This is a genomic window from Streptomyces sp. NPDC002054, assembly GCF_040296685.1.
GTDB lineage: Bacteria > Actinomycetota > Actinomycetes > Streptomycetales > Streptomycetaceae > Streptomyces.
The window spans coordinates 55,952-77,107 of record NZ_JBEOXT010000037.1 but is presented as its reverse complement, the minus strand read 5'-3'; the positions used below and the strand labels follow the sequence as shown (position 1 = coordinate 77,107).

General features: G+C 71.5%; 20 protein-coding genes and 2 tRNA genes. 13 read left to right on the top strand and 9 right to left on the bottom strand.

Translation table 11 applies throughout. The features are described from left to right. The first annotated feature begins 264 nt into the window (after positions 1 to 264). From ABT123_RS29520 to ABT123_RS29505, 4 genes are all read left to right on the top strand, one after another. Positions 265 to 1,317, top strand: a complete 1,053-nt coding sequence (locus ABT123_RS29520) for an SDR family oxidoreductase (RefSeq protein WP_351320185.1) — start codon at positions 265 to 267, stop codon at positions 1,315 to 1,317. Between the two features lie 414 nt (positions 1,318 to 1,731). After that, the gene (locus tag ABT123_RS29515) at positions 1,732 to 2,193 is read left to right on the top strand and encodes a molybdenum cofactor biosynthesis protein MoaE (RefSeq protein WP_351320183.1); all 462 of its coding nucleotides are present in this window, start codon (positions 1,732 to 1,734) and stop codon (positions 2,191 to 2,193) included. A 138-nt stretch (positions 2,194 to 2,331) separates the two neighbouring features. Beyond that, complete coding sequence (locus tag ABT123_RS29510) at positions 2,332 to 2,538, top strand: hypothetical protein (protein ID WP_351320181.1); 207 nt, start codon at positions 2,332 to 2,334, stop codon at positions 2,536 to 2,538. A 106-nt stretch (positions 2,539 to 2,644) separates the two neighbouring features. Continuing rightward, positions 2,645 to 3,733, top strand: a complete 1,089-nt coding sequence (locus ABT123_RS29505; RefSeq protein ID WP_351320179.1) for a YlbL family protein — start codon at positions 2,645 to 2,647, stop codon at positions 3,731 to 3,733. A gap of 53 nt (positions 3,734 to 3,786) precedes the next feature. Here ABT123_RS29505 and ABT123_RS29500 read toward each other — a convergent pair whose 3' ends face one another. Next, positions 3,787 to 4,344, bottom strand: coding sequence for a PPA1309 family protein (locus ABT123_RS29500; RefSeq protein WP_351320177.1), 558 nt, complete (start codon positions 4,342 to 4,344; stop codon positions 3,787 to 3,789). Between the two features lie 133 nt (positions 4,345 to 4,477). On the opposite strand from ABT123_RS29500, the gene ABT123_RS29495 reads away from it, so the two are divergent. The 3 genes from ABT123_RS29495 to ABT123_RS29485 all read left to right on the top strand — a co-directional run bounded on the left by ABT123_RS29495 (position 4,478) and on the right by ABT123_RS29485 (position 9,549). Beyond that, entirely contained in the window at positions 4,478 to 7,357 is a 2,880-nt protein-coding gene (locus ABT123_RS29495) for a UPF0182 family membrane protein (protein ID WP_502971090.1), read from the top strand. A gap of 55 nt (positions 7,358 to 7,412) precedes the next feature. Then, positions 7,413 to 7,486 (top strand) — tRNA-Met (locus ABT123_RS29490). Positions 7,487 to 7,680: 194 nt separating this feature from the next. Then, positions 7,681 to 9,549 (top strand): tetratricopeptide repeat protein, encoded by a 1,869-nt coding sequence (locus tag ABT123_RS29485; protein ID WP_351320175.1) that lies wholly within the window; start codon positions 7,681 to 7,683, stop codon positions 9,547 to 9,549. Between the two features lie 24 nt (positions 9,550 to 9,573). On the opposite strand, the gene ABT123_RS29480 is transcribed toward ABT123_RS29485, so the two are convergent. Continuing rightward, the gene (locus tag ABT123_RS29480) at positions 9,574 to 10,737 is read right to left on the bottom strand and encodes an FAD-dependent monooxygenase (protein WP_502971089.1); all 1,164 of its coding nucleotides are present in this window, start codon (positions 10,735 to 10,737) and stop codon (positions 9,574 to 9,576) included. Positions 10,738 to 10,812: 75 nt separating this feature from the next. Here ABT123_RS29480 and ABT123_RS29475 point away from each other — a divergent pair, with 75 nt between their 5' ends. Further along, positions 10,813 to 11,412, top strand: a complete 600-nt coding sequence (locus ABT123_RS29475) for a TetR/AcrR family transcriptional regulator (protein WP_351320171.1) — start codon at positions 10,813 to 10,815, stop codon at positions 11,410 to 11,412. 47 nt (positions 11,413 to 11,459) lie between these two features. Continuing rightward, positions 11,460 to 11,536 (top strand) — tRNA-Met (locus ABT123_RS29470). Between the two features lie 106 nt (positions 11,537 to 11,642). Here ABT123_RS29470 and ABT123_RS29465 read toward each other — a convergent pair. After that, a complete protein-coding gene (locus ABT123_RS29465) occupies positions 11,643 to 12,059 on the bottom strand; it encodes a Fur family transcriptional regulator (protein WP_150209627.1) in 417 nt (138 codons plus the stop codon). 160 nt (positions 12,060 to 12,219) lie between these two features. On the opposite strand from ABT123_RS29465, the gene ABT123_RS29460 reads away from it, so the two are divergent. After that, positions 12,220 to 13,671: a catalase gene (locus ABT123_RS29460; RefSeq protein ID WP_351320169.1), complete on the top strand. Its 1,452-nt coding sequence runs from the start codon at positions 12,220 to 12,222 to the stop codon at positions 13,669 to 13,671. 84 nt (positions 13,672 to 13,755) lie between these two features. Here ABT123_RS29460 and ABT123_RS29455 read toward each other — a convergent pair whose 3' ends face one another. After that, the gene (locus tag ABT123_RS29455) at positions 13,756 to 14,148 is read right to left on the bottom strand and encodes a CBS domain-containing protein (protein ID WP_150212278.1); all 393 of its coding nucleotides are present in this window, start codon (positions 14,146 to 14,148) and stop codon (positions 13,756 to 13,758) included. A 169-nt stretch (positions 14,149 to 14,317) separates the two neighbouring features. Next, entirely contained in the window at positions 14,318 to 15,121 is an 804-nt protein-coding gene (gene hisN, locus ABT123_RS29450; protein ID WP_351320167.1) for a histidinol-phosphatase, read from the bottom strand. Between the two features lie 101 nt (positions 15,122 to 15,222). On the opposite strand from hisN, the gene ABT123_RS29445 reads away from it, so the two are divergent. Continuing rightward, the gene (locus ABT123_RS29445; RefSeq protein ID WP_351320165.1) at positions 15,223 to 15,813 is read left to right on the top strand and encodes a TetR/AcrR family transcriptional regulator; all 591 of its coding nucleotides are present in this window, start codon (positions 15,223 to 15,225) and stop codon (positions 15,811 to 15,813) included. Here ABT123_RS29445 and ABT123_RS29440 read toward each other — a convergent pair. The 4 genes from ABT123_RS29440 to ABT123_RS29425 form a co-directional block, all read right to left on the bottom strand. After that, a complete protein-coding gene (locus tag ABT123_RS29440) occupies positions 15,705 to 16,028 on the bottom strand; it encodes a DMT family transporter (RefSeq protein ID WP_125641979.1) in 324 nt (107 codons plus the stop codon). The two genes, ABT123_RS29445 and ABT123_RS29440, sit on opposite strands and share 109 nt — an antisense overlap. Positions 16,029 to 16,156: 128 nt before the next feature. Further along, positions 16,157 to 17,167: a ribosome small subunit-dependent GTPase A gene (gene rsgA / locus ABT123_RS29435; RefSeq protein ID WP_351320163.1), complete on the bottom strand. Its 1,011-nt coding sequence runs from the start codon at positions 17,165 to 17,167 to the stop codon at positions 16,157 to 16,159. Between the two features lie 4 nt (positions 17,168 to 17,171). Next, positions 17,172 to 18,512: a 3-phosphoshikimate 1-carboxyvinyltransferase gene (gene aroA / locus ABT123_RS29430; protein WP_351320161.1), complete on the bottom strand. Its 1,341-nt coding sequence runs from the start codon at positions 18,510 to 18,512 to the stop codon at positions 17,172 to 17,174. Positions 18,513 to 18,594: 82 nt separating this feature from the next. Then, the gene (locus ABT123_RS29425) at positions 18,595 to 19,314 is read right to left on the bottom strand and encodes a M50 family metallopeptidase (protein WP_351320159.1); all 720 of its coding nucleotides are present in this window, start codon (positions 19,312 to 19,314) and stop codon (positions 18,595 to 18,597) included. A 55-nt stretch (positions 19,315 to 19,369) separates the two neighbouring features. Between ABT123_RS29425 and ABT123_RS29420 the strand changes: the two genes are divergently transcribed. Further along, positions 19,370 to 20,188 (top strand): SOS response-associated peptidase, encoded by an 819-nt coding sequence (locus ABT123_RS29420; RefSeq protein ID WP_351320157.1) that lies wholly within the window; start codon positions 19,370 to 19,372, stop codon positions 20,186 to 20,188. Then, a complete protein-coding gene (locus tag ABT123_RS29415; protein ID WP_351320155.1) occupies positions 20,188 to 20,850 on the top strand; it encodes an alpha/beta hydrolase family protein in 663 nt (220 codons plus the stop codon). The genes ABT123_RS29420 and ABT123_RS29415 overlap by 1 nt, the downstream gene beginning before the upstream one ends. Positions 20,851 to 21,156 lie beyond the last annotated feature (306 nt).

Here is a 21,156-nt window from a genome sequence, read left to right as displayed (position 1 = left end):
GGGCAATGGTCCGACAACACCACCCAGCGTAGACACCACACCCGCTTCCGGGCTCGGTGCTCCGCCGGCTCCTGGGCTGCGGCAGGATGGACGTCACCTGGTAGGTACGCGTCAGGACGCGCCCCTACTGAAGACAACCGCTGGAGACGCCCGGTGAGTTCCCCAGATCCGCAGGTTCGAGCGCCGCACGACGGCGAAAGCCGGCCCGAACGGGCCGACGCCGGCGAAGTCGCCGGCGGCGTTCGCCGGCCGCGAAACCCGGCCGTGCGAGGCCCCGTCGTGGCCGTGACCGGTGCCGCCGGCGGGGTCGGTGCCGCACTGGTGGCCCGGCTCGCGGCCTCCGACGAGGTCAAGCAGGTCGTGGCCATCGACGAGCGCCGCGGTGACTGCGCGGCGGCGCAGTGGCACGTCCTGGACGTCCGGGACCCTGCGATCGCCGACAAGCTGCGGGGCGCGGACGTGGTGGTCCACCTGGCGCTGGACCTGGATCTGGAGACGGATTCCGCGGCCCGTACCGCGTACAACGTACGCGGAACCCAGACCGTGCTGACGGCCGCCGCGGCGGCCGGGGTGCGGCGGGTGGTGCTGTGCACCTCGGCGATGGTCTACGGCGCCCTGCCCGACAACGACATTCCGCTTTCCGAGGACTCCGAGCTGCGGGCCACCGCGGAGGCGACCGGTGTCGGGGACCTGCTGGAGATCGAGCGGCTGGGCCGGCGGGCGCCGCGGGCGCACCCCGGGCTGAACGTGACCGTGGTCCGGCCGGCCGTCCTGGTCGGCGGCACCGACACCGCACTGACCCGGTATTTCGAGTCCCCGCGCCTGCTGGTGGTCGCGGGCTCCCGGCCGACCTGGCAGTTCTGCCATGTCGACGACCTGGTGTCGGCGCTGGAGTACGCGGCGCTGGAGAAGGTCGACGGCGAGCTGGCGGTCGGCTGCGAGGGGTGGCTGGAGCAGGAGGAGGTCGAGGAGCTGAGCGGCATCCGGCGCATGGAGCTGCCGTCCGCGGTGGCGCTGGGCGCGGCGGCCCGGCTGCACCGGATCGGCCTCACTCCGTCCCCGGCCGGGGACCTGGCCTACACCATGCATCCGTGGGTGGTCAGCGTGAGCCGGCTGCATGCGGCGGGCTGGCGGCCCCGCTGGACCAACGAGGAGGTGCTGGCCGAGCTGCTCCAGGAGGTCGCCGGCCGGCACACGGTCGCCGGCCGCCGGCTGGGCCGCAAGGACGCGACGGCCGCGGGCGCGGCGGGGGCGACGGTGGCGCTGCTGGGCGCGGCGGCGGTAGTCCGCCGAGCCCGCCGCCGCCGCGGCCTCTGACCCCCACGCCGCCACCCCCGCCCCTCTCCCAGCCTCCGCCCGGCACCCGGCCCCGTGCCTGCGCCCTGCCGGGCACCCGGGCTCCGCCCGGCACTGCTTCTGGGCCTGCGCCCCGCAGCCCGGTACTGCCCCTGGGCTGCGCCCACGTGCGCCCAGGTTCGCGGGCTCTGCCCGGCAACTTCCCGGGGCTGCGCCCCGTACCCCGGGCCCGGGCTTCGCCCGGCACGCTCTCAGGGCTGCGCCCTGCACCCGCCGGGGGCCCGGCACTGCTTCTGGGGCTGCGCCCCTACCCCGCGCCCGGGGGTGCCCGCCGTCGGTGGGGGCCCAGGCCTGTAGGAGGCTCCCAAGGGAGGGGGGTCGGGACGGGTGATTCGGGTATTCCGCCGCGTCAGCGGCGTAGTGCACGATGAACGTATGGCACCGCACTTCGACCACCCCGGCGAGCAGGCCGCATCCGACCCGATCCGGCTGCTCGAGATCCGTGACACCCCGCTCTCGCTCGACGAGGTCTTCCGGGCCGTCGGCGACGATTCCACAGGTGGCACGGCCCTTTTCGTCGGCACGGTGCGCAACCACGATGGCGGGGCGGACGTCGATGCGCTCGGCTACTCGTGCCACCCGACGGCCGAGGCCGAGATGCGCCGCGTGGCCGAGCGGGTCGTGGCCAAGTACCCCGTGCGTGCCCTCGCCGCCGTCCACCGCATCGGCGACCTGAGCGTCGGCGATCTCGCCGTCGTCGTCGCCGTCTCCTGCCCGCACCGCGGCGAGGCCTTCGAGGCCTGCCGGATGCTGATCGACGACCTCAAGCACGAGGTCCCCATCTGGAAGCACCAGACCTTCTCCGACGGCACCGAGGAGTGGGTCGGCGCCTGCTGAAGGCCTGCCGCAGGCCGCCTGGAATTCTGCTGAAACCGCCCATTCGGCCGCACAACACGCCCTCGATTTGCGTAACCCCGCCCCGGGCACGAGCGTTGTGGACACCAACAGCTCGTACTCGGGGTAGGGAGGCACGGAATGGCATCGCTGGCCTGGCTGCTGATTCCGCTTTTCGCCGCAATAGGTGCTGCCATGTGGGGCAGCTGGGCGGCCCGTGACCGCACCCAGGGTGACATATCCGAGCTCGCGGGCTACGCGAGATTCCGCGAGGTGATGGACAAGGCCGATCGTTCCGGCCAGTCCGCCGAGCACTCCGGAGCGCACTCCGGTTCCGATCACCTCTGATCACCTCTGACCGTACGGATGCGAGCGCTGCCGGCCGGTTCCTTACCGGGCCCGTACGGACCGGCCCCGGGGGCCGCCCCACAGGTGCTTCCCGTACTGTCGTTCCATGCCACGCCGCACCGCGACGATGCTCGCCTCCACGCTCATGCTGTTCGCGCTGCTCTGCGCAGGGGTGTTCATCAAGGTCCCGTACTCGGAGATGAGCCCGGGACCGACCTTCAACACGCTGGGCGAGGCCGACGGCGAGGCCGTCCTGCAGATCTCGGGCCGGAAGACCTACCCCACCAGCGGGCACCTCAACATGACGACCGTGCGGGTCACCAGCGCCGAGTACGACATGAACCTGCTGGAAGCGGTCTACGGCTGGGCCGCCACGGACAACATCGTCGTCCCGCACGAGAACCTCTACCCGCACGGCAAGACGGACGAGCAGTCCACGCAGGAGAACGCCGAGGAGTTCAGCCAGTCGCAGGAGAGCGCCAAGGTGGCGGCCCTCAAGCAGCTCGGCATCCCGGTCACCGCGCGTGTTGCCGTCTTCACGGTGGTCAAGGGCAGCCCGGCCGAGGGCAAGCTGCACGCCGGAGACGTGATCAAGGCCGTGGACGGCACCCCGGTGAAGGCCCCCGACGATGTGGCCAAGCTCGTCACCCGGCACAAGGCCGGCGAGAAGGTCGAGTTCACGATCGTCCCGGCCAAGGAGGCCGCTGCCGCCGAGAAGGCCGGCAAGGAGCCCGAAGGCAGCGAGAAGGTGGAGATCACCACCGCCCCCGCCGAGGGCGACGGGCACGCCATCGTCGGAATCCGGGCGGAGACCGACCACACCTTCCCGTTCGGCATCGACATCAAGCTCACCGACGTCGGCGGCCCGAGCGCGGGCCTGATGTTCGCCCTCGGCATCGTCGACAAGCTCACCCCGCAGGACCTCACCGGCGGAAAGTTCGTCGCGGGCACCGGCACCATCGACGATGCCGGCAAGGTCGGGCCCATCGGCGGCATCCAGATGAAGACCATCGGGGCCCGGAAGGCCGGGGCCCAGTACTTCCTGACCCCGGCCGACAACTGCGCCTCCGCCGTGAAGAACGTCCCCGAGGGCCTCACCCTGGTCAAGGTGGACACCATCGACGACGCCACGAAGTCCCTGGAGAAGATCAGCAAGGGGGACACGGCCGCGCTGCCGCAGTGCACCGCGAAGTGAGTGCCGCGAAGTGAGTGCCGCGAAGTGAGTGCGCGGCCCGCCCCGGTCCCCGGCTAGGCGAAGGTCGCCGCCAGTGCCTCGGCCAAGCCCGGCACCAGACCGGCCCCGGTCAGCACCTCGCTCGCCGAGTCCTTCTCCCGCAGCCGTACGGCCGACTCCCGCGAGCCGTCCCGCAGCACCGCCACGGTGAGCCGGACCTCCTGCCGCTCCGGGTGCCCGGCGACCCACTTGGCCAGCTGCTTCTCGCTCAGGCCGGTCGGCACGGCGGCCTCCGCGGACGGCGGCAGCATCAGCCGCTCCACGGTCAGCGCGCAGCCGACGACCGAGTCGGGCCAGGCGATCGTGCCGAGGAACTTGTCCAGCGGGGTCCCGGCCGGCAGCTCGTCCTGCTCGATGGGGGTGTACTGGGCCTTGCCCGCATCGTCCTGGTCCAGGCCGAGCTGGGTGGCCAGCCGCGGCTCCTGCTTGCGCAGCCGGGCGGTGTCGACGAGGGCGAAGAGACGGGCCGGCCGGTCCCAGCCGAGGCCGGCGGCGTACTCGTCGATTTCGAGGCAGGCACGGGTCAGGGGGCTGGCCGCCATGGGGGTGCCGGAGGAGGAAAGGTTGGACATGGACAACATCCTGCCTCCTTTCCACCGGATATCGGGAACTGACTAAAGCCTCAGTAAGTTCAATGAGTGGGCTCTACGATCGGGGCCCCGACCAGATAACAGCGACTTCGAGGTGCGCACCTTGGCTTTCCAGATGCCGGACCGCGGCGGAGGCCCCTCCGGGCCACGGATCAGAGTCGGCCGCCCGTCCCGGCGAGCCCGCACTCTCCTCATGACCTTGGGCGTACTGGCCGTCCTGGCCATGCTCTTCATCATGTTCGCGGGCTTCTGGACCGACTGGCTCTGGTACCGCTCGGTCAATTACTCGACCGTGTTCACGACCACCCTGTGGACCAAGATCGGCCTGTTCGCCGTCTTCGGACTGCTGATGGCCGGCGCTGTCGGGTTCAACATCTGGTTGGCCCACCGGCTGAGGCCGCCGCTGGCCGCGATGTCGATGGAGCAGCAGAGCCTCGACCGCTACCGGATGAGCATCGCCCCGTACAAGAAGTGGCTGCTCCTCGGGATCTCCGTGCTGGTCGGCCTTATCGCCGGGGCCTCGGCGGCGGGCCAGTGGAAGACCTGGCTGATGTGGGTCAACGGGGTGCCCTTCGGGCAGAAGGACCCCCAGTTCAACCTGGACGTGTCGTTCTACGCCTTCAACCTGCCCTGGTACCGCTTCCTGCTGGGCTTCGGCTTCGCGGCCATCGTGCTGTCGCTGATCGCCGCCGCCGTCGTCCACTACCTGTACGGCGGCCTGCGCGTGACCAGCCCGGGGGCCAGGGCCACCGCCGCGGCCACCGGCCACCTGTCGGTGCTGCTCGGCCTCTTCGTCAGCCTCAAGGCCATCGCCTACTGGCTGGACCGGTACGGGCTCGCCGTGAAGTCCAGCGACTTCAAGGCCTCGGACAACTGGACCGGCCTGCGGTACGTGGACGCCAACGCCTACCTGCCGGCCAAGACCATCCTCTTCTGCATCGCCGCGATCTGTGCCGCGCTGTTCTTCGCGACGCTGTGGCGCCGCACCTGGCAGCTGCCGGTGATCGGCTTCGGCCTGATGGTGCTCTCGGCGATCCTGATCGGCGGGCTGTACCCGGCCATCGTGCAGAAGTTCCAGGTCCAGCCGAACGAGCAGGCCAAGGAATCCCCGTACGTCGAGAAGAACATCAAGGCGACGCGTGACGCCTACGGCATCGACAAGACGGAAGTCACGGACTATCCGGGCGCACCGGACCCCAAGGCGGACAAGAACAAGCTCCGCCAGGACGCCAACACCACGGCCAGCATCCGGCTGCTCGACCCGAACATCGTCTCCCCGGCCTTCCAGCAGCTCCAGCAGAACAAGGGCTACTACGGCTTCCCGTCCACGCTGGCGGTCGACCGGTACAAGGACCAGGACACCGTCATCGGTCTCCGCGAGCTCAACCTCGCGGGCATCCCGAAGAACAACTGGATCAACGACCACTTCCGCTACACGCACGGCTTCGGCGTCGTGGCGGCCAAGGGCACCGAGGTCACCGCGGACGGCACGCCCGTGTTCACCGAGTCCGGTCTGCCGTCCACCGGCGACCTCGGGACGTACGAGCAGCGGATCTACTACGGCGAGCAGACGAAGCAGTACTCCATCGTCGGCGGTCCGCAGAAGGAGCTCGACTACGCCGACGACAAGGGTGAGAAGGAGACCACCTACAAGGGCGACAGCGGTGTGAGCCTGGGCAACCCGATCAACCGGGCCGCCTACGCCCTGGCCTTCAGCGAGCCGCAGATCCTCTACTCCGGAGCGATCGGCGAGGGTTCGAAGATCCTCTACCACCGCACGCCCAAGGAGCGGGTCGAGGCGGTCGCGCCCTGGCTGACGATCGACGGCGCCGCGTACCCGGCGGTGATAGACGGCCGGATCCAGTGGATCGTGGACGCCTACACCACCAGCAACGGCTACCCGTACGCCTCCCGTACGACGCTCGGCGACACCACGGCGGACTCGCTGACCAACTCACAGCGCGCGGTCGTTGCGCAGGAGAACCAGGTCAACTACATCCGGAACTCCGTGAAGGCCACGGTCGACGCCTACGACGGCACGGTGAAGCTGTACCAGTGGGACGGCCAGGACCCGGTCCTCAAGACGTGGATGAAGGCGTTCCCCGGCACGGTGAAGGCCAAGAAGGAGATCCCGCAGGCGCTGATGGACCACCTGCGGTACCCGCAGGACCTGTTCAAGGTGCAGCGTGAGCTCCTGACCCGCTACCACGTCACGGACCCGCAGACCTTCCTCAGCGGCAGCGAGGTCTGGGCGGTGCCGGACGACCCGACCAACAAGGAGGGGAATGCGGTTCCGCCGTACTACCTCTCCCTGAAGATGCCGGAGCAGAAGGAGAAGGACCAGGTCTTCTCGCTCACCACGACGTTCACACCGAACGGGCGGGACAACCTGAGCGCCTTCATGGCGGTCAACGCCGATCCGGGCACCCCCGACTACGGCAAGATCAGAGTGCTGAAGCTGCCCACCGCGAACCCGGTGGACGGACCGAAGCTGGTGCAGGCCAAGTTCAACTCCAAACCGGAGATCGCCCAGGAGATCAACATCCTGAGCCGCGGCGACTCGCAGGTGGAGTACGGCAACCTGCTGACGGTCCCGCTCGACAAGGGGATGCTCTACGTCGAGCCGGTGTACGTGCGCGGTGGCGGCCTCAAGTACCCGCTGCTGAAGAAGGTCCTCGTGACCTACGGGGAGCGGACCGCCTTCGAGAACACCTTGGAGAAGGCGCTGAACGTGGTCTTCGGGGCCGAGGCGCCGACCACGCCCACCCCGCCGACCACCCCGCCCGGCGACGGCACCGCGCAGCCGCCACCGCAGGACCCGACGGTCAAGCAGGCACTCGCGGACGCCCAGAAGGCGATCGAGGATGCCGACAAGGCCATGAAGGCCGGCGACTGGACGGCCTACGGAAAGGCTCAGGACGAGCTCGAGGCCGCGCTGAAGCGGGCGGTCGAGGCGGAGGCGAAGGCGCAGGCGCCGAAGCCGGCCGGCGGCTAGCCCGCAACTCTGGGGACAGGAGAAGTTCCGCGTCGTGATACTGTGGTTTCACCGACGCGGGGTGGAGCAGCTCGGTAGCTCGCTGGGCTCATAACCCAGAGGTCGCAGGTTCAAATCCTGTCCCCGCTACTGAAAAACGAAGGCCCGGATCCTTGGGATCCGGGCCTTCGTCATGTCTTGTTGCACGCACTCGCGTGTCCGTACGGGTGAGTTGTCGGTGGCTCGTGTTTGACTTGTCACTCTGTGGGCATGTCGACAAAACGCTGAAGTGACCTCACTGGCTGCGACATACCAGGTGTACGCGGGTAGCAGGTGATGCGACGATGGGATTTATGGGGGACGGGTCAACTCTGCTGGAGACAGGGCGGTTTGTGCGGACGGAGACCGAAGAGGGCACGGAAGGCACCGGGGTGGCACAGTCGGCCGCGGCCGAGGACACGGAGACCGCACTGACCGATGCGGTGGCCGTGGCCGAGGTGTTCGCCGAGCCCGATGCGGAGCCGGCCGGTGATGCCGAGCTGGAGGCCAGGCACCGGGGGCCCGCCGACAAGGGCGACCCGGGTGCCATGAGCGTGCTCGGCGCGCTGCTGCTGCGCCGGGGAGACCTGGACGGGGCCGAGCCCTACCTGCGGGGGGCCACCGGCGAGGGGGACCGGGCCGCCGCCAACAACCTCGGTGTGCTGCTGCACCAGCGCGGGTACCCGGAAGAGGCCGCCGGCTGGTGGCGGGTCGCCGCCGTCGCCGGATCCGCCCCCGCCGCGCACGCGCTGGGCCGGTACTACCGCGAGCGCGGCGACGAGCCCGCCGCCGAGTACTGGCTGCGGCAGGCCGCCGAATCCGGGCACGCGCTCGGCGCGTACGGGCTGGCCGACCTGCTGGAGCACCGCGGCGACGAGGGTGCCGAGCGCTGGCTGCGGGCTGCCGCCGAGCAGGGCCACCGGGAGGCCGCGTACCGGCTCGCCCGGGCTCTGCGCCGCCGCGAGCCCGCCGAGGCCGAGGCCTGGTACCGGCAGGCCGCCGCGCGCGGCCACCGCCGGGCGGCCCTGCACCTGGGCACCCTGCTGGAGGCCCGCGGCGAGCTCAAGGAGGCCGGGCGCTGGTACCTGACCTCCGCCAAGCAGGGCGAGGCCCGGGCGGCCTGCGCCCTGGGCTTCCTGCTGCGCGACGCCGGGGACGAGGACAGCGCCGCCGCCTGGTGGCACCGGGCCGCCCAGGACGGCGACGGCAACGCCGCCAATGCGCTCGGCGCGCTGCACGCGGCTCGCGGCGAGACCCAGACGGCCGAGAAGTGGTACCGGGCCGCCATGGACGCCGGCGACCACAACGGGGCCTACAACCTCGCGCTGCTGTGCGCGGCGCAGGAGCGGACCGCACAGGCGGAGCAGTTCTACCGGCGGGCCGCCTACGCCGGCCACCGCGAGGCGGCCAACGCGCTGGCCATCCTGCTGCTCCAGGGCGGGGACGCGGCCGGCGCCGAGCCGTGGTTCTCCAAGGCGGCCGAGGCGGGCAGCGTGGACGCGGCCTTCAACCTGGGCATCCTGTTCGCCAGCCGGGACGAGGACCGCACCGCGCTCAAGTGGTACGAGCGGGCGGCCTCGGCCGGCCACACCGATGCGGCCCTCCAGGTCGGCATCGCGCTGGTCCGGGACGGGGAGGAGCGGGCCGCCGAGCGCCACCTGCGGTGTGCGGCGGGCGGCGGCAGCGCGGAGGCGGCCTTCCGGCTGGCCTCCCTCCTGGAGTCGCTGGCCCCGCCGCCGGAGCCGCCGGCGCTGGGCGAGCCGGTGGCGGCGCCGCGCAGCGAGAGCGAGGAGTGGTACGGGCGGGCCGCCGAGCAGGGGCACCGGCGTGCCCAGGTGCGGGTCGGCATGCTGGCGGCGGGCCGCGGCGATCTCGGCACGGCCGCCCGCTGGTACCGGGAGGCGGCCGAGGCCGGCTCCCGCAACGGCGCGTTCAACCTGGGCCTGCTGCTGGCCCGGGAGGGCGCCGAGCCGGAGGCCGCGCTGTGGTGGACCCGGGCGGCGGTGGCCGGCCACGGCCGGGCCGCACTCCGGCTGGGCCTGCTGGCGGCCCGGCACGGGGACCTCACGGAGGCCCAGAAGTGGTGCGCCCGAGCCATGGAACTGGGCCCCGCGGAAGTCTCCCAGCGAGCGGCGAAACTGCGCGAGGCCCTGGCGGAGGAACTCTCCGCGTAAGAGCGGGCCCCCTCAGCGGGCCCCTCAGCGGGCCGCCGGAGTGGGCAGGGTGCCCGGGTCGTGGGTGTAGAGCCAGGCCATGGAGCGTTCGTAGCCGTAGCGCAGCGCCCATGGCAGCAGCGCGTCGTTGATGCGGCGGCGCAGTGGGCCGGGGGTCTTCGCGTCGCGGTTGTCCGCCGCGGCGCGGAGCATCCGGGCGATCCGCGGGCGGCGCTCGGCGTCGTACGCGGCGAGACCCGCCGCCACCGACGGGGCCACCGCCACGCACCGGGCCAGCGCGAGTGCGTCCTCGATGGCCATCGACGCACCCTGCCCCGCACCGACGGGGTGGGCGGCGTCCCCGATCAGGACGGTCCGCGCGTCGTGCCGGACCGGGACCTCCGGCAGCTTGTGCATCAGCGTCGGGCGGTGCAGCTCCGTCGCGGCGGCGAGCAGGGCGGCCGGACCCGGCTCGTGGCGGAACAGCCCGGCGAGCGAGGACAGGGACACCGCACCGAGGTCCGGCGGCCGGGGCGAGGCGACCTGGGCCGACCACCAGACCTTCCCGTCGGGCGTCGGCACGTACAGGAACGCGCCGGCCCGGGCGAACACCATGTGGAAGGTGGCCGAGGGCAGCCCGATGTCCGGCGACACGCCGGAGGCGCTGTAGAGGCCCGCGTACGCCGGCACCGGCGCCGCCGGGTCCAGCGCCGTACGGGTGGCCGACCAGATGCCGTCCGCCCCGACGACCAGGTCCGCATCCGGGTCCGCCTCGGCGGGGGAGCCGAGCCGGTGGCCGGTGACGATCCGCGCGCCCGAACGCTCGGCCTCCGCGCGCAGCACCTCCACCAGGCGCCCCCGGGCCACGGTCACGCTGCGCATGCCCTCGGAGGACAGCCGGCCGCGCGGCACCACGCCCAGGGTCCGCCCCGCCGAGGACACCATCGCCAGGTCCGCCACCTCGAAGCCGGCCTCCCGGACGGCGTCGCCGCACTGGAGCGCGTCCAGTGCGCGCAGCCCGTTGACGGCCAGGCTGAGGAACGAGCCCACCTGGCCGGCGGGGTCCTCGTACGCCTCGTGGACCGTGACCTCCGCGCCGATCCGGCGCAGTGCGATGGCACTCGCGGCGCCCGCGACCCCGCCGCCGATGACTGTCACACGCATGGTGGTCCTCCCGCTCATTCGACTGCACGCTGAATGCTGATTCACTGAATCTAGATTCGGTGAACTTGCGCTCAGTATGATGGGGCCCTACGGCAGGCGCAACCGGTGAAGGGGATTCGTGTGGGAGTGCGCAAGGAGCGGGCGGCCGGTACCGAGGCGGCGCTCAAGGAGGCCGCGCGGCGGCTGTTCCTGGAGCGCGGCTACCCGAACACGAAGATCACCGACATCACCAAGGCCGCCGGCCGGTCCACCGGCTCCTTCTACGAGCACTTCGCGAGCAAGGACGAGCTGCTCCAGGCCCTGATGGCGGACATGGGCGCACAGGCGGACGCGGCCGTGGCCGCCGAGGGGCATCCGCGGGAGCACGATCTCGCCGACCTCGAGCAGCTGCGTACCCATGTGGCCGCTGCCTGGGACGTCTTCCGGGACCACCTGCCGGTGGTGGTGGCACTCTTCCAGCGGTCGATGGCCGAACCGCCCGGCTCCCGGCAGGCCTGGGAGGGCCTGACCGCGGAGACCGCGCCGCTGCGCGAGCACCTGGAGTACATGCGCGAACGTGGCCGGGAGCTGCCGGGGGATCCGGAGCTGGTGGCCGCGGCGATCGGCGCCATGATCTCGATGCTCGGCTACGCCGCTCTGACCGCGGGGGAGGACCGGCCCGAGATGGTCGACACGCTCACCGCCCTGCTCCATCGAGGTCTGGCGGGGCGCGCCGGTTAATGGATTTGCGCTGGTCGGGTGGCTTCACGTAACGTTGGGTTTACCGACGCGGGGTGGAGCAGCTCGGTAGCTCGCTGGGCTCATAACCCAGAGGTCGCAGGTTCAAATCCTGTCCCCGCTACCAAGTGCTCAAGGCCCGGATCCCATGGATCCGGGCCTTGAGTCGTTTATGGGTACGGGAGCCGTGCGCCGGGTTCACCGGGCAATCCGGCCCCGGGGGCGCCCCCGAACTACGCGCCGGCGCAGTTCGGGCAGATCCCCCGGTACGTGACCTCCACGCCCTCGACCGTGAAGCCGAAGCGCTCCGAGTCGGGCAGGTCGGCCAGCGGGTTGCCCGCCGGGTGGACATCGCGGATCGCGCCGCACCGGGCGCAGACCAGGTGCTGGTGGGGCCGGTGCGCATTGGGGTCGTACCGCTTGGCGCGGCGGTCCGTGGAAACTTCCAGGACCTCGCCGAGGGATACGAGCTCGCCCAGCGTGTTGTAGACGGTCGCGCGGGAGATCTCCGGCAGTTTGGCCACTGCACGCGCGTGCACCTCGTCGGCCGTCAGGTGAACGTGGTCACCGTCGAGCACCTCGGCCACGACGCGCCGCTGTGCGGTCATGCGCCAGCCGCGTCCGCGAAGTCGTTCCAGCAGGTCACTCATAGAGGCCAGCCTAACAGCGAGGGGATCCGGGTTGGATACAGGTAAAGATCACGAACCAGTTCGGACTTGGATGCTTACTTGACTTAGACAAAGTCCATCGTAGGATCGGTTGCGGCAAACGCCAAGGACAGGACTGGCAGGAAAGACGCAGGAGGCGCACGTGACGCAGGGACCGCTCACCACGGAGGCCGGAGCTCCGGTCGCCGACAACCAGAACAGCGAGACGGCGGGTGTCGGCGGTCCGGTCCTGGTGCAGGACCAGCTGCTGCTCGAGAAGCTCGCGCACTTCAACCGCGAGCGCATCCCGGAGCGCGTGGTGCACGCCCGCGGCGCCGGCGCGTACGGCACCTTCACCCTCACCCGTGACGTCTCGCAGTGGACCCGGGCGAAGTTCCTCTCCGAGGTCGGCAAGCAGACCGAGACCTTCCTGCGCTTCTCCACCGTCGCGGGCAACCTCGGTGCGGCCGACGCGGTGCGCGACCCCCGCGGCTGGGCGCTGAAGTTCTACACCGAAGAGGGCAACTACGACCTCGTCGGCAACAACACCCCGGTGTTCTTCATCAAGGACGCCATCAAGTTCCCGGACTTCATCCACACCCAGAAGCGCGACCCGTACACCGGCTCGCAGGAAGCCGACAACGTGTGGGACTTCTGGGGCCTGAGCCCCGAGTCCACCCACCAGGTGACCTGGCTGTTCGGCGACCGCGGCATCCCGGCGTCCTACCGCCACATGAACGGCTACGGCTCGCACACGTTCCAGTGGAACAACGAGGCCGGCGACGTCTTCTGGGTCAAGTACCACTTCAAGACCGACCAGGGCATCAAGAACCTCACCCAGGCCGAGGCCAACAAGCTCGCCGGTGAGGACCCCGACTCCCACCAGCGCGACCTGCGCGAGTCCATCGAGCGCGGCGAGTTCCCGACCTGGACGGTGCAGGTCCAGATCATGCCGGCGGCCGAGGCGGCCGAGTACCGCTTCAACCCGTTCGACCTCACCAAGGTGTGGCCGCACGAGGACTACCCGCCGATCGAGATCGGCAAGCTGGAGCTCAACCGCAACCCGGAGAACGTCTTCGCCGAGGTCGAGCAGAGCATCTTCAGCCCGGCGCACTTCGTCCCCGGCATCGGTCCGTCCCCGGACAAGATGCTCCAGGGCCGGCTCTTCGCGTACGGCGACGCCCACCGCTACCGCGTCGGCATCAACGCCGACCACCTGCCGGTGAACCGCCCGCACGCCACCGAGGCACGCACCAACTCCCGTGACGGCTTCCTGTACGACGGCCGCCACAAGGGCGCGAAGAACTACGAGCCGAATTCCTTCGGCGGCCCCTTCCAGACCGACCGCCCGCTGTGGCAGTCCACCGCGGTCGCCGGCGGCACGGGCAACCACGCGGCCCCGGTCCACTCCGAGGACAGCGACTTCGTCCAGGCGGGCAACCTCTACCGCCTGATGTCCGAGGACGAGAAGGGCCGTCTGATCGAGAACCTGGCGGGCTTCATCGCCAAGGTCTCCCGTGACGACCTCGCCGAGCGCGCGATCAGCAACTTCCGCCAGGCGGACGGAGACTTCGGCAAGCGGCTCGACGCCGCGGTCCAGGCCCTGCGCGGCTGACGGCTGCTCCGCCGAGAGCCGTAGGGCCGGACCCGGTCAAGGGTTCGGCCCTACGGCCTTCTGTGCTCTTACGCTTCTACGCTTCTACGCGGCCACCGAGCGCCGCGCCGGCACCCAGCAGCGGATGATGTCGCGGACCGACACGATGCCGACCGGCCCGCCGTGCTCCAGCACGATCAGGTGCCGGAAGCCGCCGTGGGCCATGGCCTCGGCCGCCTCCTGGAGCGTGGCCTCCGGGGTGCAGAACACCACGTTGTTCGTGGTGTGCGCACCGACGGTCTCCCGGTCGGGGTCCTGCCCTGCGCCGATCGAGTTGAGGATGTCGCGCTCGGTCAGGATGCCGATGCCGCTGTGGTCGGGATCGAGGACGACGGCTGCGCCGATGCGGCGGCCGGACATGAGTCCGGCGGCCTGCCGGAGGGTGTGGGCGGGGCCGAGGGTGAGGATCACGGTGCTCATGGCGTCGCGGACGAGCAAGAGTGCCACCTCCTGGGGTGAGGTCCCCCGCTTCGGCGGAGCGCTTAGAGAATGGATTCACAAGCGCACAAGCGGAGGATTCTCAGATTCCCATGCCCACCCAGGGGCATCAAGGGGGCACGCTCGGTGAAAATCGCGCGCAGTCGTCGGCAGTCGCCGTCGGTTGCCGTCAGTTGCGCGGGCGGATGTACCCGAGCAGCTCCTCATGCAGCAGCCCGTTGGAAGCCGCGGCATTGCCGCCGTCCACCCCGTCCACCCCGTCCAGGCTGGTGAACCGGCCGCCCGCCTCCTGGACGACCACCGCGATCGCGGCCATGTCCCACAGGTTCAGCTCCGGCTCCGCGCACAGGTCCAGCGAGCCCTCGGCGACCATCATGTACGGCCAGAAGTCCCCGTAGCCACGGGTCCGCCAGCACGCCCGGGTCAGCTCCAGGAAGCCGGGCAGTCGGCCCTGCTCCTCCCAGCCGCTCAGCGAGGAGTACGCGAACGAGGCATCGGACATCGCCGCCACCTTCGAGACGCCGATCGGCGCCTCCTGGGCCAGACTGCCCCCGGCGAACGCGCCCGAGCCCTCGGCGGCCCACCAGCGGCGGCCCAGCGCAGGGGCGGACACCACACCGACCACCGGCCGGAACCGGCCGTTCTCGTCGGCCTCCATCAGGGAGATCAGAGTCGCCCAGACCGGCACGCCGCGGACGTAGTTCTTGGTGCCGTCGATCGGGTCGACCACCCAACGGCGCGGGCCGGTGCCGACCAGGCCGTACTCCTCGCCCAGGATGGCGTCCGCGGGCCGCGCCTCCTCGATCAGACGCCGGATCACCGCCTCCGTGGCGGTGTCGGCCTCGCTCACCGGAGTCATGTCCGGCTTGGTCTCCACCTTGAGGTCCAGGGCCTTGAAGCGGTCCATGGTGACCGCGTCGGCGGCGTCGGCGAGAGCGTGGGCGAGGCGCAGGTCATCGTCATACACGGGCATGGCCGAACAGTATCGGCAGCGTTCCGGCCGGACCACACAGGCTCTCTTGACAGTGCATGGCGGTCCGTCAACTCTGGCGGGAACAGCCAGCGGGAGGCGAGATGCCGGCAGCACGGGAGTCCTTGCTGGAGGCGGCCGGAGCGGCGCTGGCGGCGCGGCCCTGGCCGGACGTCCGGATGGTCGAGGTGGCCGCTGCCGCCGGGGTGTCCCGGCAGACCCTCTACAACGAGTTCGGCGACAAGGCGGGCCTGGGGCGGGCCATGGTCCGGCGCGAGACCGAGTGGTATCTGGCCGGAGTGGACCGGGCCCTGGCCGGTCCGGCGGGCTCCGCCGAGCGGCTGCTGGCCCTGGCCGACTGGATCGTCGGCGCGGCCCGCGCCCACCCCCTGCTCCGCGCACTCCTGACCGGCTGCTGGGCGCCGGAGCTGCCGGCGCCGGTGCCACGGCCCGGGCCCGGGGAGCTCGCCCGCGCGGTCTGCGAGCGCGCCGCGGCGGCGCTGGCCCCGGGCGGAGCCACCCCGCAGCGCTGCGAACTCGTGGTCCGGCTCGCCCTCTCGTACGTCATCGTCCCGGGCAAGGGCGATCAGTGGGAGGACCCGGAGAGCTGGAGGCCGATGACACCGACGATCACCAGGGTGATCGAGACGATCTTCAGGGTGGAGACCAGGTCACCGAGGAACACCATGCCGTAAATGGCCGTCCCGGCCGCCCCGATGCCCGTCCACACCGCATACGCCGGGCCGACGTCCAGCTTCTTGAGCGCCAGCGTCAGCAGGCCGAAGCTGCCGAGGGCGAAGCACGCGAAGGCGATCGTCGGCCACAGCCGGGTGAAACCGTGGGACAGCTTCAGGCAGACCGCGAATCCGGTCTCCAGGATTCCCGCGACCACGACCAGCAGCCACGCCATGTCGAATGCCTCCCCGCGTCATGTGACACGGTCAGACCTCGACCTCGCGCCACTTGGTGCGATTATGCATTTACCAGACATGGCGGTCGCCAAACGTGCGCCGGAGCCTCAGTCGACGTCAGCCGACGTCAGTCGCCTTCGCGCCGCTCCCGGGTCGCCAGCAGCCGCCGCAGCGAATACAGCCGGGCCGGGTCGGCGTGACCCGCCGCCACCCACTCGTCCAGCGCGCAGTCCTGCTCGTCGTGACTGCAGGCCCGCGGGCAGCCCTCCGTACCCTCCACCAGGTCCGGGAAGGCCAGGATCACCCGTGAGGGATCCACGTGGTGCAGGCCGAAGGACCGCACGCCCGGGGTGTCGATGACCCAGCCCTCCACACCCGGCAGCGGCAGGGCCAGCGCCGAGGTGGTGGTGTGCCGGCCGCGTCCGGTGACCGCGTTGACGTGCCCGGTCGCCCGCCGCCGGTCCGCCGCGACCAGCGAGTTCACCAAGGTGGTCTTGCCCACGCCCGAGTGCCCCACGAACGCGGTGATCCGGCCCGCCAGGCGCTCCCGCACCCGATCCGCCGCGTCCCCGCTCGCCAGCTCCTCGCGGTTGGTCACCACGTAGTTGACGCCCAGCGTGGCGTACGTCTCCAGCAGTTTGTCGGCCGAGGCCAGATCCGACTTGGTCAGCACCAGCAGCGGCTCCAGCCCCGCGTCGTACGCCGCAACCAGACAGCGGTCGATCATCCGCGGGCGCGGCTCCGGATCGGCGAGCGCCGTGACGATCGCCAGCTGGTCGGCATTGGCCACGACCACCCGCTCGTACGGATCGTCGTCGTCGGCGGTGCGGCGCAGCACCGAGGACCGCTCCTCGATCCGGACGATCCGCGCCAGGGTGTCCTTCTTGCCCGAGAGGTCGCCGACCAGCGACACCCGGTCGCCGACCACCGCGGCCTTCCGGCCCAGCTCCCGGGCCTTCATCGCCATGACCTTGCGGTCCTCCACCAGGCAGGTGAGCCGGCCCCGGTCCACGGTGAGGACGAACCCCTCGGCCGCGTCCTCGTGCTTCGGCCGGATGTTGGTCCGGGGCCGGTTGCCCTTGCGGTTGGGGCGGGCCCGGATGTCGTCCTCGTCGGTGTGCTTCCCGTACCGGCGCATGGCGCTACTCTCCAGCTCCCGAGAGCATGTCCGCCCACATCCTGGGGAAGTCCGGCAGGGTCTTCGCGGTGGTCGCCACGTTCTCGATCTGTACGCCCTCCACGGCCAGGCCGATCACCGCACCCGCGGTGGCCATCCGGTGGTCGTCGTAGGTGTGGAAGATCCCGCCGTGCAGCCGGCGCGGGCGGATGTGCAGACCGTCCGCGGTCTCGGTGACGTCGCCGCCGAGCTCGTTGATCTCCTTGGTGAGCGCCGCCAGCCGGTCGGTCTCGTGCAGCCGCAGGTGCTGCACCCCGCGCAGGGTCGACGGGGAGTCGGCCAGCGCGGCCACCGCGGCGATGCCCGGGGTCAGCTCGCCGACCTCGCCCAGGTCCACGTCGATGCCGTGGATCCGGCCGGTTCCGGTGAAGACCAGGCCCGCGTCGGTCAGCTCGCAGGAACCGCCCATCTCCGTGAAGATCTCCCGCAGCGCGTCACCGGGCTGGGTGGTCCGGCGCGGCCAGTCGGGGATGGTGACCGTACCGCCGGTGATCATCGCGGCGGCCAGGAACGGCTGCGCGTTCGACAGGTCCGGCTCCACCACCATGTCGCGGCCCAGCAGCGCGCCCGGCGCCACCCGCCACACGTCCTTCTCGCCGCCCGCCTCGGGGGTGTCCACCTGGGCGCCCGCGGCGCGCAGCATCTCCACCGTCATCCGGATGTGCGGCATCGAGGGCAGGTTGGTGCCCACGTGCCGGACCTCGACGCCCTGGTTGAACCGGGGCGCGGAGAGCAGCAGCGCGGAGACGAACTGGGAGGAGTTGGTGGCATCGATCTCGACCGTGCCGCCCTCCAGGGCCCCGCCGCCGTGCACGGTCAGGGGCAGTGCGCCCCGGCCGCCGTCGTCGATCCGGGCGCCCAGGGTGCGCAGTGCGGTGATGACCTGGCCCAGCGGCCGTTCGTACGACCGCGGGTCGCCGTCGAAGCGGATGTCGCCCGCGGCGAGGGTGGCGACCGGCGGCAGGAAGCGCATCACGGTGCCGGCGTTGCCGACGTCCACGGTCGCCGGGCCGTACAGCGCGGCCGGGATGATCCGCCAGGCCTCGCCGGAACCGGCCCCGCCGTCCGAGCTGGAGGAGACGGTCTCCTCGATGCCCACGCCGAGCGCCCGCAGGGCGTCCGACATCAGCTGCGAGTCGCGCGAGCGCAGCGGGCGGCGCACCCAGCCCGGCTCGGCGGCGAGCGCGGCCAGCACCAGAGCACGGTTGGTCACCGACTTCGACCCCGGCACGGTGACGGTGGCGCGGACGGCACCGTCGGCGAGCGGGGCGGGCCAGAGGGCGGGAGGCGCGGGGGTCTCGGTCATGGCCCTCACTTTAGTTGTTCGGGGCCGACCCCTCCGCGCTGCCCGACCGTACTCTCCAAGGTCGGGACAGCCCCGGACAGCCCTACAGGCCGAGCAGCCAGCGCCCGCCGCCGAGCAGGGAGCACAGCGACACCGTGTGGAACAGGAACAGCCACATCGCCGGCGGCACGTTCGTCAGCCGGGCCAGCTGGTCCGCGTCGGAGTCCGGCGCACCCCCGTGCCGCCGCTTGCCCTGGAGCTCGAACACCGGCCGGACCCCGCCCAGCAGCAGGAACCACACCGCCCCGTACGCGAACCCCGCCTGGACCTCGGACCCGGCCAGCCAGGACACCAGCAGGAACGTCCCGCCGGCCAGCACCACGGTCACCGCTCCGTATGCGTTCCGGATCATGGCCAGCATGGCCAGCAGCAGTGCGGTGGCCGCCCACAGCAGCAGGGTGATCCGGTGGGCGGACAGCAGCCAGGCGCCGCCCAGCCCCAGCAGCGAGGGCGCGGTGTACCCGGCGGCGGCCGTCAGGATCATTCCGATGCCGGTCGGCCGGCCCCGGCTCACCGTCAGCCCGCTGGTGTCCGAGTGCAGCCGGATGCCGTCCAGCCGACGGCCGGTCAGGATCGCGACCAGTCCGTGCCCGCCCTCGTGCGCGATGGTGATGGCGTTCCGGGACAGCCGCCACAGGCCGCGGGGCAGGACGACGGCCAGGGCGGCGGCCAAGGTGGCCAGCACCAGCCACTGCGCGGGCGCTTCCTGCAGGCCGGTGAGCCGGTCCCACAGGTCGGCCGCGCTCGTTATGTCCGTGTCCACGATGGTTCTCGGGCTCCTTGCGGTGGTGGTCGGGTGCCATGGCAGTGTGGCAGTCATGTGCGGACGCTATGCATCCAGTCGTAGGCCCGAGGACCTGGTGGGACTCTTCGGGGTCGAGAAATGGGAGCCGGAGGAGAGCCTGGCCCCCGACTACAACGTGGCCCCGACCAAGGAGGTCTACGTCGTACTCGACCGTCCTGTGAAAGACGCGCCGGACCCGCGTCCGGTTCGCCAGCTGCGGATCCTCAAATGGGGGCTGGTGCCCTCCTGGGCCAAGAACCCCGAGGGCGCCGCCCGGATGATCAACGCCCGGTCCGAGACCCTGCACGAGAAGCCCTCCTTCCGCCGGCCCTTCGCGCAGCGCCGCTGCATCATCCCCGCCGACGGCTACTACGAGTGGGTCACCGGCAGCGAGGAGCGGCAGCTGGAGGTCGAGGGGAAGAAGAAGCGGCCCCGCAAGCAGCCCTACTTCGTGCAGCCCGCCGACGGCTCGGTCTTCGCCATGGCCGGGATCTACGAGTTCTGGCGCGACCGGACCCTGCCCGACGAGCACCCGCTGGCCTGGTGGGTGACCTGCTCGGTGATCACCACCGAGGCGGAGGCCGGCCCGCTCGCGGTGGCCCCAGCCGAGGGCCCGGGCTCGCTCGCCGACATCCACCCCCGAATGCCGCTGATGCTCACCCCGGACCGCTGGGACCCCTGGCTGGACCCGGCGAACACCGATGTCGACGGCTCGCTGCGGGACCTGCTGGCGCCCCCGCCGGGCGGCCTGATGCGCGCCTACCCGGTGTCCACCGCCGTCAGCAACGTCCGCAACAACGGACCGGAGCTGCTTGCCGAGCTGGAGGCACCCGAAGAGGGCACCCTGTTCTGATGAGCATGCGCACCGATCCCACTGCCACCGAGACTGTCGACACCCCCGCCGGCGAAGCCCGGATCACCTGGCACACCGCGCCGCAGGCCCGCCTGGTGCTCGCCGTCAGCCACGGCGCCGGCGGCGGCATCGAGGCCCGGGACCTGCAGGCCCTGGCCGCCGCGCTGCCCGCCCGGGGCATCGCGGTGGCCCTGGTGGAGCAGCCCTGGCGGGTGGCCGGCAAGAAGGTCGCCGCCGCCCCCAAGGTGCTCGACGAAGGCTGGCGGGGACTCTGGCCGGCCCTGGCGGAGCCCGGGCTGCCGGTGGTGGCCGGCGGGCGCAGCGCCGGGGCCCGGGTGGCCTGCCGGACGGCGGCCGAACTGGGCGCGGCCGGGGTGCTCGCCCTGGCCTTCCCGCTGCACCCGCCGGGCCGGCCGGAGAAGTCCCGGGCCGAGGAGCTCACCGGGGCGGTGGCGGCCGGGGTGCCCGTCCTGGTGGTCCAGGGCGGCCGGGACCCCTTCGGCCGCCCCGAGGAGTTCCCGGAGGGTGCGTACGAGCTGGTGGAGGTGGCGGACGGGGACCACGGCCTGGCCGTGCCCAAGCGGGCGCAGCAGACCCAGGACGAGGCCCTCGCGCAGGTCACCGGGGCGGTGGCGGACTGGCTGGACCGGCTGCCGACCTGACATACGGGGGCGAGCGGATTTCGCCCGTGGCGGAGTTTTCCGAGCCGGGCCCCGCGGCCCGACGGGAATGCGCCGACCGGCCGCTTGGTTGTGCGGGGTGTCGAACGTACGCCACAGCCGGAGGAACAGGGAGCGCGCATGACCCAGGTCATCAGCCAGAACCGCCCGCAGGCCGCTGACCTGGCGGGGGGAACTGCCGGCGGGAGCTGGGGCCGGACGGTCCTGCCCGCGGCCAGGCATGCCTCCCTCCGGGCGGCGGATGGCCGGGATGGTCGACTATTCTCCGATTCGAGTGGGTCCGCATTC